Origin of the sequence: Shewanella sp. SM87 (assembly GCF_025653705.1) — a bacterium.
Classification (GTDB): domain Bacteria; phylum Pseudomonadota; class Gammaproteobacteria; order Enterobacterales; family Shewanellaceae; genus Shewanella; species Shewanella oncorhynchi.
Map to the genome: position 1 here is coordinate 63,060 of NZ_JAKKSC010000007.1, position 14,574 is coordinate 77,633.

Genomic DNA, 14,574 nt, shown 5'->3' on the forward strand with positions numbered 1-14,574 from the left:
TTTAAACAAACAAGTTACCCTAAGTGTAGTTTTATTACATAAAAGCACGATATTGTCGTTGATATCACACTTTCAACGCGGCTTTAGGTGTAATTTTCTACCATAAAGAGGATTTAGTGAATGCCTTGATTCACTAAATCTTTTTAGGAGTATTAATCATGACAGTGACCAATGCACAAGAACTGGATCTCATGGTCGAGCGAGTGGCGAAAGCACAAGCCGAGTATGCGACATTCAGCCAAGCGCAAGTCGATAAAATTTTCCGTGCAGCCGCCCTTGCAGCTGCCGATGCGCGTATCTCGCTGGCGAAAATGGCCGCCGCAGAAACCCGCATGGGTGTGGTTGAAGACAAAGTAATTAAAAACCACTTTGCCTCCGAATACATTTATAACAAATATAAAGATGAAAAAACCTGCGGAATTTTATCTGAAGATGTCACCTTCGGTACTATTACCATTGCTGAACCCGTAGGTATCATTTGTGGCATAGTACCGACCACTAACCCCACATCGACCGCGATATTTAAGGCCTTAATCAGCCTTAAAACCCGTAACGCAATTATCTTCTCGCCCCATCCTAGGGCCAAAATATCGACCACAACTGCAGCAAAATTAGTGCTTGATGCTGCCATAGCCGCGGGCGCGCCCAAAGACATTATTGGTTGGATTGATGAACCCAGCGTTGCACTATCGAATCAATTAATGACTCACCCTAAGGTCAATTTAATCCTCGCAACCGGTGGCCCTGGCATGGTGAAAGCCGCCTACTCTTCCGGTAAACCTGCTATTGGCGTAGGTGCGGGTAACACGCCTATTGTTATCGATGAAACCGCCGACATCAAACGCGCAGTCAGTTCGATTCTCATGTCAAAAACCTTCGATAACGGTGTGGTTTGTGCGTCAGAGCAAGCGGTAATTGTGGTCGACAGTATTTATGAGCAGGTTAAAGAGCGTTTCGCAACCCACGGTGGCTATATGCTGTCGAAGGATGAAGCCGCAGCGATGCAGCAGGTCATTTTAAAAAATGGTGGCTTAAATGCCGATATCGTTGGCCAAAGCGCCGCCAGTATCGCGCAAATGGCGGGCTTTGAAGTGCCGCACTGGACCAAAGTGTTGATTGGTGAAGTCACCGACATTTGCGACAGCGAAGCCTTCGCCCATGAAAAATTATCACCACTGCTTGGTATGTACCGCGCCATCGACTTTAACGATGCCATGGATAAAGCTGAAGCTTTAGTCGCACTCGGCGGCATTGGCCACACATCAGGGCTTTATACCGACCAAGATACCCAAACCGAACGTGTACATGCCTTTGGTTTTAGAATGAAAACGGCACGTATTTTGATCAACACCCCAGCTTCACAGGGCGGTATTGGCGATCTGTACAACTTCAAACTGGCACCTTCGCTCACTTTAGGCTGTGGTTCTTGGGGCGGCAACTCGATTTCAGAAAACGTTGGCCCGAGTCATCTAATCAATAAAAAAACCGTCGCTAAGAGGGCCGAAAACATGTTGTGGCATAAGCTTCCTGCATCTATCTATTTCCGCCGCGGCAGTTTGCCCATCGCGCTCGAAGAACTGAGCGATAAAAAACGCGCCTTAATCATCACAGACAGATTTTTGTTCAACCACGGTTATTGCGATGAAACCATGCGGATTTTAAAAGCCCAAGGCCTTGAAACCGAAATTTTTTACGATGTTGAAGCCGACCCCACCTTAGCCATAGTGCGTCAAGGCGCTAAGGTCGCTCAAAGCTTTAAACCCGATGTGATAATTGCGCTCGGCGGCGGCTCACCAATGGATGCGGCTAAGATTATTTGGGTGATGTACGAGCATCCAGATGTGGATTTTGCCGATTTGGCGCTGCGTTTTATGGACATTCGTAAACGTATCTACAAATTCCCCAAAATGGGCACCAAAGCCATGATGGTGGCAATTCCGACGACTTCAGGCACTGGCTCAGAAGTCACACCTTTTGCGGTAGTGACAGACGAAATTACCGGTAAAAAATACCCGATTGCCGACTATCAACTCACGCCCAATATGGCGATTGTTGATCCAAATCTTGTGATGGACATGCCTAAATCCCTCACCGCCTTTGGTGGCATAGATGCGGTGACCCATGCATTAGAAGCCTATGTCAGCGTGATGGCGAATGAGTACAGCGATGGCCAAGCGCTACAAGCCCTCGACTTACTGTGCAAATATTTACCCGATGCCTACAACTTGGGTTCACAATCACCTGTCGCCCGTGAAAAGGTCCACAATGGCGCCACTATTGCGGGTATCGCCTTTGCTAACGCTTTCCTTGGGATTTGCCACTCAATGGCACACAAACTGGGCGCCGAGTTCCATCTCGCCCATGGCCTAGCCAATGCGCTGCTGATCAACAACGTAATACGCTTTAACGCAACGGATCTGCCCACTAAGCAAGCGGCCTTTAGCCAATACGACAGGCCAAAAGCCCTGTGCCGTTATGCTGCCATCGCAGATCACTTGAAACTAGGCGGAAAGACGGATGAAGAAAAAGTCGAAAAATTGCTTGAGAAAATCACACACCTCAAGAAGACGATTGGCATTCCTGCTTCTATCCAAGAAGCCGGTGTCAACGAAGCCGACTTCCTCGCCAAGTTAGATGAATTAGCCGAAGATGCGTTCGATGATCAATGTACCGGTGCCAACCCACGCTACCCATTGATTAACGAGCTGAAACAACTGTTCCTCGATAGCTATTATGGCCGAGCCTATAGCGACAACAACTAGGTGTCGCCTGCCAATGCTAGGCACGAGCTTAATAAAAGCCGCACGACATAAATGAAGAAGCCCTCGAATGAGGGCTTTTTATTGCATGATTTATTACCGTGTTTTACCGTGATGTAAACCGTGGATATGAAACGTAAAATTGCTTCACTAACCGTGAATTCGACTGACCCTCACTAAACAGCTCATCACTAAAAAGCGACTAACGCTGTGCCAGTACATAATCAATGGCGCTGGTGATGGCCGCAACCTGCGCCAGGTTACATTCGGCAGGCGTAGCCGTTGGGCTATCTGGGTACACTTCTGTCGTGGTGTTATAGATACAACCCGTGACACTGCTGCAAAGTCCTAATGACTTAAGCGGATAGTTAATCACCCCGTGCTGCACCACAGTCGAGCCAATGATCTCGCCTTTCTCATCGGCAGGAGCAATGTGCGTCACTTTACTCACACCATCAATAATGGCTTTCTGAAAGGCATCCATTGAGTTTTCGGTATCACCCACAGCATAAAAACCATCTGGGATAGTTCCTTTGACGTACTCCTTACCATCACGGGCGCAAAGTGCTGGACGAAATTCTAATTCATCTGAATCAGTGGTTTCATGTAAGTCCACATGCACATCAAAACCTTGCTCAACTGAAGCAACTAGAGCCATCAAGGCCGCCGATTCTTCTGCAGGGCTGTTGGCATAAAATGAACGATTAGGATCGATAGCCTTAGGGTTCCAACGGTTGATAGTTTCGTAACCCCAAGGACTCACGCACACGGCGATCACAAGATTGACGCGATCAACATAATGAGCCACCTTATCCGCTAAAAATGCCAAGGCACCATGAACACCGCTGGTTTCGTAACCGTGCACGCCACCCGTGACTAATACTGTCAGTTTTTGAGGATCGAAGGACGCTGACTTAACCGCAAGCAAGGGATAACGCTCCGCATTTATCGATAAGGCGCCATATTGCACAATGCCAAGCCCAAGCGTAGATAGCTTTGCTTCCATCGCCTTGAGTGGCGTCACGACATCGTCCTGATACGAACGCTTGATTTTGGCGCTTGCAAGCCATGCAGCTTTTTCAGCCTCGCCCCATTTTTCGCCTACGGTGCCGATGGGATAAAATGTTAAATTTGCCATAATTCCTCTATTTTTAGTTCTATTCGGTAAAGTTCTTTTTATTCAAGTTCTTTGCACTCTAGTGCTTTCGTTCAAGCTCTTTTCGCTCAAGCTTTTTCGTTGAATTACTATTCAGTCGAATGATAGTGCTCGTGTTTGGATGATAAATGAGTACAGTCAACCTAAAGCACTAGCTGCATGGGAATATCACGGATCCCGCCGCGTTCTCGCTCGGGTCCAAGGGGCACAAAGCCAAAGCCTAAGTACACAGCCTGCGCATTCAGCGCCGAGTTCACGGTAAATATGCCCGAATTGCCTTGGGCTAAACACTGAGCTTTGGCATGTTCCCACAACATTCGCGCCACGCCTTGCCCCTGCGCATGGGAGGCGACAAAGAGATGGTATAAGTGACTATTCGCCTTCATCCCCACTACACCTGCGAGTTGGCCCGAGTCCGTTATGGCAACATGGTACTGATAACCCATAGCAAAGTAGCTACCAATCGCTTCTGTCGACATGGCATTAACTAAGATTGCAGCGCCCTCTGCAGTGCAAGTTGGGGCAATAAATTCTTGGGTTAATTGAGTGAGCAATACGCTTATTTCAGGGATATCAGTTAAGGTTGCGGCTCGAATTTTCATCTTAACTCCTTGATTAAAAACATTTCATGACATAATAAAAAGCCAGAACAGAGTCTGGCTTTTTAAGATACTGAATCAAAAGGCACTTAATCAAAATACACTTGGTCAGAAGACGCTTAGTTTAAATACAGACTAAAAATACTTTGATTGTCAGTTGAGCATTAAATGACTCGCCGATGATAATCCTATCAGGGCGAGCCTTGCTTCTATGGGCTTTCGTCGGTGCAAAGCCCATAAACGCACTGGTCGTTATTGCTTAGTCCAGCGGTCCATCCAACCGAAGACATTAGCATACCATTGCTCTAAGTTTTCAGGTTTTAAGATCCAATGGTTTTCATCAGGGAAAATCAATAACTCTGATGGGATCCCTTTGCGCTGCATAAAACTGAATGCCGCTAAACCCTGACCATAAGGGACGCGGAAGTCCTTCTCACCGTGGATCACCAGCATGGGTGTTTTCCAGTTTTCAACATAATTCACGGGGTTAAACTTCTCATATAACGCTTTGTTATCTGAATAAGTGCCACCAAACTCATGCTCTGCGAACCACACTTCTTCGGTCACGTAATACATAGAACGCATATCGAACAGACCCGCGTGGTTAACTAAGCACTTGAAACCGTCGTTCCAGTTACCTTGGATCCAGTTCATCATGTAGCCGCCGTAAGAACCGCCGAGCGCACAGGTGTTTTGCGGATCGAGCCATTTTTGTTGCTGGCTCACCGCTGCTAGGCCTTTTTGCAGATCTTCTAATGGCTTACCACCCCAATCTTGGCTGATTGAATCAGTAAAGGCTTGGCCGTAACCGGTAGAGCCGTGGAAATCCACCATGACGACGCCATAACCCGCACCCGCCCATAATTGGGCATTCCAACGACCACTGAAGGCATTACCAAATGAACCTTGCGGCCCACCGTGAACGAGATAGGCAATTGGGTATTTTTTCCCTTCTTGGAAGTTCGCCGGTTTGATCCAGTAACCGTAAACGTCTTCGTTATTCCAACCTTTAAAGCTGAACTGTTTAAACTTACCAAACTTGATCTCGGCCAATTTGTCTTTATTCACTTCGGTCAGACGTTTAAGCCCTTCACCTTCGGTCGTAATGCTATAGAGATCGCCCGGTTCAACTAAGGTTTTGCTATCGAAAATCAGTTGTTCGTTAGTGACCGCAATTAAACTGTTCGTGCCATCACTGTAGACAGAACGCACATCACCAAATTGGGTATTCACCTGGAAAATTGAGACTTGACCTAGGTCTTGTGCCGTCACATACAAGGTACGATTGTCAGGAGCAAACATCAGTGAGCTTGGGCTGCGATCCCATAATGGCGCCACTTCTTTAGTTTGGCCTGTGCTAGTATCGCGCAGCATAATGCCGTAACGATCTGCTTCAAAACCCGGTTTTTTCATTGCTAAATAGGCCATGTAACGACCATCGCTCGAAAATGTTGGCTGCGCATCCCATGCAAGATTGTCTTTGGTTAAGTTGGTTGCGGTGCCGCCTGTCACTGGCACTTGCCACAAATCATAGTTAGTGGTCCAAGCTTGATCTTTGCTAGGGGCTTTCGCGCTATAAACCACAAACTTACCGTCTGGGGTGAAGGTCACTTCTTCCATACCCGAGAAAGGTTTTGGCGGCGTTTCAGTGTCTAAACCTTGAGTCACATCCACTACTTTAGTCAGTTTCTCACCGTTTACAGAACCCACAAATAAATGGTTACGGGCGTGGTCTTCCCACGTATCCCAATGGCGAACCATTAACTGCTTGTATTCACGGCCAGTCGATTTACGCTCAGCTTCGACGGTAAATTTATCCTTTGAGCAAGCTAAGTCCTTACACTCGGGGAATACCCGCATGCTGAGTACAACTTGTTTACCGTCGTTTGATAATTTGTAGCCATCAATATCCAAAGGTAAATCAGAAACTTGTACCGCTTCACCGCCCGTTAATGGTAGTTGAAATAACTGGCTTGAACCACTGCGACTGGCAAGGAAATAAATCGACTTGTCGTCATTGGCGAAGCTCACATCGTGCTCAGTGCCCGTGGCAGAGGTCAATTGTAGTGGTTTCGCCTTCGTGTCTATCAAATCTAATAGATACAGATCCGAGCTGGCCTCTCCCTTATCGTTTACCGTTTTAAGACCATAAACTAATTTAGTGCCATCGTGGGACACAGTCGCAGAGTGCATCTTATTGAGTTTAATAAGTTGTTGCACAGTAAAAGGCGTTGGATCGGCCGCTTGGGCTGATAACGCCAGTCCCGCAGCGCCGAGCGCCAATAGGAGAGGAGCTATTTTCATTGTTATGTCCGTCTTTGGTTAAACTGGTTCGATAGTTGCGCCAATCATTGCAAGGGTTCTATTGAAATTGCAATAGTTCTACTGAGTTGCAACCACACGAATGTTAAAAAACGATCTGAGATCGTATCTTTCGAAGATAAGCTTGCCACACTATCGAAACAAAAACGCTCAGGCAAGCCAAATGGCGAACCTGAGCGTATTTTTTTGTGACAAAATGTCAGTGGCGCAGCGTTTTACCTAAAGAACAGATATCAGAACTCAAACTTAAGCTATTTTGCTTAAAAAGCCATCAAGTTCAATCCGCTGCATCCTCACCTTTACGCTTTCGCGTTAGCAATATTCACTTTCCAAATTGCAGGGCCAGTTTCATGGGCGTTCACACCATGTGAATCCACAGCCACAGTCACTGGCATATCTTGCACATCAAACTCGTAAATCGCTTCCATGCCCAAATCAGCAAAGGCCACGACACGAGAATGTTTAATCGCTTTAGACACTAAATACGCAGCGCCGCCAACGGCCATCAGATATACCGCTTTGTGTTTTTTGATCGATTCAACTGTCGCAGGGCCGCGCTCAGCTTTACCTATCATGCCCATAAGACCAGTTTTCTCTAACATTAAGTCAGTGAATTTATCCATACGAGTTGCTGTGGTTGGGCCCGCAGGACCGACAACTTCAGTGCCTACAGGATCAACTGGGCCAACGTAGTAAATAAACTTACCGGTAAAGTCCACGCCTTCTGGCAGACCTTCACCGCTTTCAATCAGGCTTTGAATGCGCTTATGGGCAGCATCACGACCGGTGAGCATTTTACCGCTCAACAGAATGGTTTCACCGCTTTGCCACTGTTCGATATCCGCTTGAGTCACAGTATCTAAGTTCACGCGGCGCACATCATCACCCACTTCACGGGTAATTTCTGGCCAATCGGCCAATGATGGTGGCGTTAATTCCGCTGGACCTGAACCGTCTAAATGGAAATGTACGTGGCGAGTAGCAGCGCAATTTGGGATCATCACCACAGGCTTTGACGCCGCGTGGGTAGGCGCCGATTTGATTTTAACGTCTAACACTGTGGTTAAACCGCCAAGACCTTGCGCACCTATGCCTAAATTGTTCGCGCGCTCAAAAATGTCTAAACGCAGTTTTTCTTCGGTCGTTTGCGCGCCACGGGCCATCAACTCATGGATATCTACGCTTTCCATCAGTGCTTCTTTGGCTAATACGGCCGCTTTTTCCGCCGTGCCGCCGATACCGATACCCAGCATACCCGGTGGACACCAGCCCGCGCCCATGGTCGGTAGCGTTTTTTCTACCCATGCGGCGATATCGTCAGATGGGTTTAACATTACCATCTTAGCTTTGTTTTCACTGCCGCCGCCTTTGGCCGCAATCGCCACTTCGATGTGGTTGCCTGGCACCATGTCGATATGCACCACAGATGGCGTGTTATCTTTGGTATTTTTACGGCTGCCCGCAGGATCTGACACTATTGATGCGCGCAGTGGGTTATCAGGATTGGTATAGGCACGACGAACACCTTCGTCGACCATTTCCTGAATCGTCATATCGGTTTTGTCCCATTGGACACCCATACCCACTTTCACGAAAGTGGTCACAATCCCAGTGTCTTGACACAGAGGACGCTTACCTTCGGCCGACATACGCGAGTTAATTAAGATCTGGGCAATCGCATCCTTCGCCGCCGCACTTTGTTCACGCTCATAAGCTTGGCTCATGGCATCAACAAAATCCTTCGGGTGGTAATAAGAAATGTATTGCAAAGCATCCGCCACACTTTCAATAAAGTCGGCTTGTTTAATCACAGAAGTTTCAGACATTTTATGGTGAGATGACATAGTAGGAGCGCTCCAGCAGCCTTTGCGGCCTAACTTGTTTTTGTTTAATTCTTTCTGGGCCAATATGATACTCTTTCACATCTTTTTGGGCTACATCACATTTTGAATAGGGTTAATCGATGGCAATTAGGGCGTCAAAACAGCTTGCATCACGCCAACTTGACTGGACATTAAGTACCGCAGCACTGTTCGAACACTTTGCAAATGACACTTGGGCAATTCTGTTAGATTCGGCGAACGCGCCGCATCAAGACGCCAGATTCGACATCATTTGCGCCAATCCTATCGCAACGTTAGTGACTCAGGGCGAGCGTAGCGATATAAAGCTCATCGATACGAACTTGAGCTTACCCGAGGCAATAGACTCAAACCGTGATCCCTTCGAGTTACTCAACACTTTATTAACCCATTGGTATTCAAAATCTTTTGATTGCGTTCTGCCCTTTAGTGGTGGCGCAATGGGCAGTTTTAGCTACGATTTAGGCCGCAGAATTGAATCCCTGCCGATAACGGCCAAGCAAGATATTCAACTGCCAGAGATGAACATCGGCTTTTACGACTGGGCGTTAGTTTTTGATTACCAAACCCAGTGTTGGTATTTACTGCATTATTTAGGTGAAGCAGCACTCGACATTGAGTTGAATAGAATTCAAGCGAAAATGGCGCACAAGCCAAATACCGCCGAATTCATGCTCACTGGCCCATGGACAGCACAAATCGATAAGGCCCAATACACGGCAAAATTTGCAGCAGTTCAAGCCTATTTGCACAGCGGCGATTGCTATCAAATAAATTTAACCCAAAGATTTGAAGCCCATTATCAAGGCGATGAGTGGTCGGCCTATAGCCAACTGCGCAATGCCAATAAAGCGCCCTTCTCGGCCTTTATGCGTCTGCCGCAAAACACGGTTTTATCGATTTCACCCGAGCGCTTTATTCAGCTTCGCGGTGACGATATTCAAACCAAACCTATCAAAGGCACGCTGCCGCGTCATACCGATCCCGCATTGGATGTGAAAGCCGCCAATACACTGGCAAACTCACCAAAGGATCGTGCCGAAAATGTCATGATTGTCGATTTACTGCGTAATGATATCGGCAAAGTGGCGGCAGCAGGCTCAGTACGTGTACCGCATCTATTTGAGATTGAAAGTTTTCCTGCCGTGCATCACTTAGTCAGTACGGTGACTGCCAAGCTTGATAGCCGATTCACGGCGAGTGATTTACTGCGCGCGGCGTTTCCCGGCGGCTCAATTACCGGCGCACCGAAAATTCGTGCCATGGAAATTATCGAAGAGCTCGAACCTTCACGGCGCAGCCTTTATTGTGGATCTATGGGTTATATCAGCCAAGATGGTCAAATGGATACCAGTATTACCATTCGCACTATTGTGGCTGAGCAGGGGAAACTCTATTGCTGGGCGGGCGGCGGCATAGTGGCGGATTCAGAAGTGAATGCTGAATACCAAGAAACCTTTGATAAGATCAGCCGTATTTTACCTTTGCTTGGCACTGCGTCACAAAAGCCGTAAGCTTTAATACTAAACAGTAACGAGAACGTCGATGGATCAAGCGGAATTTAGACTCAGATTTAATCTGCACCCGTTAGCGCGGCAAGATCCGGCGGCATTCCCTCACCTTGGACTGCGCAAAGCTGCGGTTTTGATCCCACTGCTGGAGATGAACGGTGAGCTGAATCTAATTTTGACCCAAAGACCTATGCATCTGCGCGCCCATCCGGGGCAGATCAGTTTCCCTGGCGGTAAAATTGAGCCCTATGATATTGATGCGATTGCGGCCGCGTTAAGGGAAGCAGAAGAGGAAATTGGACTCTCAAGGCATAACGTCGAGGTGGTGGGCACGTTTCCAGCCCATAATACCTTCACAGGGTTTGAAATCACTCCTGTGATAGGCATTATCAAGCAGGCATTTGATTTAAAACTCGATCCCGGTGAGGTCGCCGATTGCTTTACCGTGCCATTAAGCTTTTTTATTGAACCGAATAATCGCCACCAAAAACGCTTTTTACGCCAAGGGCGCTATTACAGCGTGCATTTTATTCCCTATCAACAACGGTTTATCTGGGGTGCGACTGCGGCCATTATCGACCATCTGTGCCGCCAGTTAAGCATTCCTGCCAATATCCTCTGACTTCACTTGCCATTGCTAAACCGTTAAAAAGCCAAACTGTTAAATTAGCCAAACAATGGCTAGCTTAAACCACCAAATGGATATACAAACCGGCGACAATCGACGTTAACAGCAACATGGGAATATTAAACCAATAACCCATACGACTGTGGTGGGCGACATAATAGTTAAACGCTAAACTGACCAAACTAATACCGCCACAAACCCAAATCAAATACTGCAATAATTGGGTTTCATGTGGATCCCAATGGACTCTAAATGTCGCGCCACGGGTCAAATAGGCCCCAACTTCACGGTCTGGCCTTGCATCACTAAACACTAATAGCGCATAGACGGCTATTGCCCAGCCTAAAATGGATAAGGTCGCAAGGATAATTTGAAATATTCTAGTCTTGCTCATACCGCCTCCCGCCGTTTAACTCACTATATCGCTCAATATCGATATTATTAACCTCAGGATACCTTTTTCAGCTTGAGAAAAGCCACCAGCAAGGTAATATAAACCTCCAAAATTTTCATATAAAACGTTTCGTTGGAGAATTAAGCAACAATGAGCATTGCATCTGTCGCATCTGTATTTAAAGGTGAGCACGCCGTCGGTTCTAAAGTCACAGTGCGTGGCTGGGTCAGAACCCGTCGTGACTCTAAAGCCGGCATCTCTTTTTTAGCTGTTTACGACGGCTCTTGCTTTAATCCTATCCAAGGTGTCGTGCCCAATAGTTTAGATAATTACGACAACGAAGTGTTAAAGCTGACTGCGGGTTGTTCTGTTGTGATGACAGGCGACGTGGTGGAATCTCCTGGTGCAGGCCAAGCATTTGAGCTGCAAGTGACTGAACTTGAAGTCGCTGGCTGGGTTGATGATCCAGACACTTACCCAATGGCCGCTAAGCGTCACTCAATTGAACATTTACGCGAATTAGCCCACTTACGCCCACGTACTAACATTATTGGTGCCGTTGCTCGCGTACGTAACTGTCTATCTCAAGCGATTCACCGCTTCTACTACGAAGAAGGCTTTATTTGGGTATCGACCCCACTTATCACAGCATCAGATTGCGAAGGCGCCGGTGAAATGTTCCGCGTATCGACCTTAGATATGGAAAACCTGCCGCGTACTGAAGCGGGTAAAGTCGATTACGATAAAGATTTCTTCGGTAAAGAAGCTTTCCTGACCGTATCTGGCCAGTTGAACGCTGAAACCTACGCCTGTGCACTGTCAAAAGTGTATACCTTTGGCCCGACTTTCCGTGCTGAAAACTCAAACACTAGCCGCCACTTAGCGGAATTCTGGATGGTTGAGCCTGAAGTCGCCTTTGCCAACTTAAACGACATCGCAGGCCTTGCCGAAGCTATGTTGAAATACGCGTTCAATGCCGTATTGACTGAGCGTATGGACGATTTAACCTTCTTCGCCCAACACGTTGATAAGACTGTGATCGACCGTCTGCAATCTTTCGTTTCAAGCGATTTTGCTCAAGTGGATTACACGGATGCGGTTGAAATTCTGCAAAACTGTGGCAGAACCTTCGAGTTCCCTGTGTCTTGGGGTATCGATTTATCTTCTGAGCATGAGCGTTACTTAGCCGAAGAACACTTCAAAGCCCCTGTGGTAGTGAAGAACTATCCAAAAGATATCAAAGCCTTCTACATGCGCTTAAACGATGACGGTAAAACTGTTGCCGCGATGGACGTGTTAGCCCCAGGTATTGGTGAGATCATCGGTGGCTCTCAACGTGAAGAGCGTTTAGACGTGCTAGATATGCGTCTAGCAGAAATGGATCTGAACCAAGAAGATTACTGGTGGTACCGTGATATGCGCCGTTATGGCACAGTGCCACATGCAGGTTTTGGTCTAGGGTTTGAGCGTTTAGTGTCTTACGTGACGGGCGTGAACAACATTCGTGATGTTATCCCTTTCCCACGTGCACCGCGCACTGCGAACTTCTAATCTCCCTTAACTTGGGACTGCATAGCTAAGACATCTCTATTAAACCTTAGCAAAACGAAAGGAGCTGAATATTCAGCTCCTTTTTTGTTCGTCCGTTTTAGTCACATCATGCGGCTAAACAACCATTAATCCGCCAGACTCAACGCCTGCGCAATATATTCCGCGACTCGCTTGGCAGCAATATCATCGATTGACACCAACTTAATATGGCGACGAAATTTGCCACTGCCTTCGAGAACCTTGTGTGGATCGCTAAGATTCGCGCCTAAGCTAAACTCCAATGAAACATGCTGTTTATAGGCAAACACACCACCAAAACTGGCTTTGGTGCTAAAGAGTATACCGCCGTACTTAACGGCTTCAGTAATGGCCCGCGACGATGTGGTAGCGGCAGTTTTGACCTCCTGCCTCACCCCCTGCACTATTTCAAACAGACTCGGGCTGGTACATAAAATATCTTCTAACAGTTTTTCAAGTTGCGGTTGATCTTCCATCATGATCTCTTTACCTCTCATACAAGCAAGACTATCTCAGTCAGATTGTAGCGCGCTAATCGGACTGAATAACACCCTATTGAAGCATCCCCAAGAAATAGAATAGTGACGTGCAAATAAAAAGGCCAAGCGTGGAGTACGCTTGGCCTTTTGCTGGAGTTGTCCAACTTAGCAAGGCTAAGTCACACGGATAAAAACTGCGCCCTAGATTAAAACCCCTTCACACCGGCCATGTCAGGGAGATGATGAGCAATCCCCTTGTGGCAGTCGATACAGGTCTTTTCGCCGCTTGCCAGTGATGTTGAGTGCATCTGCGCCGCTCTGGGTGATTGGCGAGTAAAGTCCATATAAGTGAAGTTATGGCAATTACGACACTCGAGCGAATCATTGGCCTTTAACCTTGCCCACTCATGTTCTGCCAGTTCACGGCGCTTATCTTCAAACTTCTCACGGGTATTAATCGTCCCAAAAACCTTACCCCACACTTCTTTAGATGCCTGCATCTTACGGGCAATTTTATCGGTCCAGTTATGCGGTACGTGGCAATCGGGACACGTCGCCCGCACGCCACTGCGGTTAGTGAAATGAATCGTCGTCTGTAACTCTTGATAGACGTTATTTTCCATCTCATGGCAACCAATACAGAAAGCTTCTTGGTTGGTCACTTCTAGGGCAGTGTTAAACCCGCCCCAGAAAATCACGCCAGCCACAAAACCACCTAAGGTCAAAAAGCCCAGACTATAGTGCACACTCGGACGGTTGAGTACCTGCCAGATTTTTTTCAGTTTATCTAACATGCTAACTCCTAGTGTTTTTTCTGCTCAGTGTTGGCTTTAATGAGATGATCCATATCTACAAAGTCGTTTTCGACCAGTAGTTTGGCATCTAATTGCGGCACATGGCACTGAGTACAGAAATAGCGGCGCGGCGATAATTCGGCAAGGAAGTTGTTATCCCTATCCATATAGTGCGTCACACTCACCATCGGAGCTTGCGACTCCCCAGTACGGCTTCTAGCGTGACATGCCATGCATTTATTCACTTTCAGATCCAATTGATAACCATCAATTTTATGTGGGATCACGGGTGGCTGCATAGGATAGTTACGTACTTCTTTTATATCTGTATTACGCACATTTTGCATCACCGGGGGTGTTGGCTCAATATCAATGGGCGCTAAACGTAACGTGTCGATTTTGTCTTCAGGGATACTCGTCGCCACGGCATTCGTCATCACGAATGAACTGAGAGCAAGTAAGCCAATCAATGACATTAATTTGAATGTTTTCATGTTGTAC

At 47.1% G+C, this 14,574-nt stretch carries 12 protein-coding genes; 4 read left to right on the forward strand and 8 right to left on the reverse strand.

Annotated elements, in window-relative coordinates; translation table 11 throughout:
- Nucleotides 1–158 precede the first annotated feature (158 nt).
- Complete coding sequence (gene adhE / locus L5M11_RS07500; RefSeq protein WP_263144808.1) at nucleotides 159–2,762, forward strand: bifunctional acetaldehyde-CoA/alcohol dehydrogenase; 2,604 nt, start codon at nucleotides 159–161, stop codon at nucleotides 2,760–2,762.
- Between the two features lie 199 nt (nucleotides 2,763–2,961).
- Here adhE and L5M11_RS07505 read toward each other — a convergent pair whose 3' ends face one another.
- The 4 genes from L5M11_RS07505 to L5M11_RS07520 form a co-directional block, all read right to left on the reverse strand.
- The gene (locus L5M11_RS07505) at nucleotides 2,962–3,897 is read right to left on the reverse strand and encodes a M14 family metallocarboxypeptidase (protein WP_263191794.1); all 936 of its coding nucleotides are present in this window, start codon (nucleotides 3,895–3,897) and stop codon (nucleotides 2,962–2,964) included.
- 161 nt (nucleotides 3,898–4,058) lie between these two features.
- Entirely contained in the window at nucleotides 4,059–4,517 is a 459-nt protein-coding gene (locus L5M11_RS07510; RefSeq protein WP_263191795.1) for a GNAT family N-acetyltransferase, read from the reverse strand.
- A 249-nt stretch (nucleotides 4,518–4,766) separates the two neighbouring features.
- Entirely contained in the window at nucleotides 4,767–6,818 is a 2,052-nt protein-coding gene (locus L5M11_RS07515; RefSeq protein ID WP_263191796.1) for an alpha/beta hydrolase family protein, read from the reverse strand.
- A 317-nt stretch (nucleotides 6,819–7,135) separates the two neighbouring features.
- On the reverse strand, nucleotides 7,136–8,680 hold the full coding sequence (locus L5M11_RS07520; RefSeq protein WP_113939706.1) for a fumarate hydratase: 1,545 nt from the start codon (nucleotides 8,678–8,680) through the stop codon (nucleotides 7,136–7,138).
- Between the two features lie 119 nt (nucleotides 8,681–8,799).
- On the opposite strand from L5M11_RS07520, the gene pabB reads away from it, so the two are divergent.
- Entirely contained in the window at nucleotides 8,800–10,212 is a 1,413-nt protein-coding gene (pabB, locus tag L5M11_RS07525; RefSeq protein ID WP_263191797.1) for an aminodeoxychorismate synthase component I, read from the forward strand.
- 31 nt (nucleotides 10,213–10,243) lie between these two features.
- The gene (locus L5M11_RS07530; RefSeq protein WP_263191799.1) at nucleotides 10,244–10,831 is read left to right on the forward strand and encodes a CoA pyrophosphatase; all 588 of its coding nucleotides are present in this window, start codon (nucleotides 10,244–10,246) and stop codon (nucleotides 10,829–10,831) included.
- Between the two features lie 64 nt (nucleotides 10,832–10,895).
- On the opposite strand, the gene L5M11_RS07535 is transcribed toward L5M11_RS07530, so the two are convergent.
- On the reverse strand, nucleotides 10,896–11,231 hold the full coding sequence (locus L5M11_RS07535; RefSeq protein ID WP_113939548.1) for a hypothetical protein: 336 nt from the start codon (nucleotides 11,229–11,231) through the stop codon (nucleotides 10,896–10,898).
- Between the two features lie 150 nt (nucleotides 11,232–11,381).
- Between L5M11_RS07535 and asnS the strand changes: the two genes are divergently transcribed.
- Complete coding sequence (gene asnS, locus L5M11_RS07540; protein ID WP_263191801.1) at nucleotides 11,382–12,782, forward strand: asparagine--tRNA ligase; 1,401 nt, start codon at nucleotides 11,382–11,384, stop codon at nucleotides 12,780–12,782.
- A gap of 125 nt (nucleotides 12,783–12,907) precedes the next feature.
- Here the strand turns inward: asnS and L5M11_RS07545 are convergent, their stop codons facing one another.
- The 3 genes from L5M11_RS07545 to L5M11_RS07555 form a co-directional block, all read right to left on the reverse strand.
- Nucleotides 12,908–13,279, reverse strand: coding sequence for a DUF1801 domain-containing protein (locus tag L5M11_RS07545; protein WP_263181860.1), 372 nt, complete (start codon nucleotides 13,277–13,279; stop codon nucleotides 12,908–12,910).
- A 206-nt stretch (nucleotides 13,280–13,485) separates the two neighbouring features.
- Nucleotides 13,486–14,073: a cytochrome c3 family protein gene (locus L5M11_RS07550; RefSeq protein ID WP_028760143.1), complete on the reverse strand. Its 588-nt coding sequence runs from the start codon at nucleotides 14,071–14,073 to the stop codon at nucleotides 13,486–13,488.
- An 8-nt stretch (nucleotides 14,074–14,081) separates the two neighbouring features.
- Nucleotides 14,082–14,567 (reverse strand): nitrate reductase cytochrome c-type subunit, encoded by a 486-nt coding sequence (locus L5M11_RS07555; protein ID WP_263181859.1) that lies wholly within the window; start codon nucleotides 14,565–14,567, stop codon nucleotides 14,082–14,084.
- Nucleotides 14,568–14,574 lie beyond the last annotated feature (7 nt).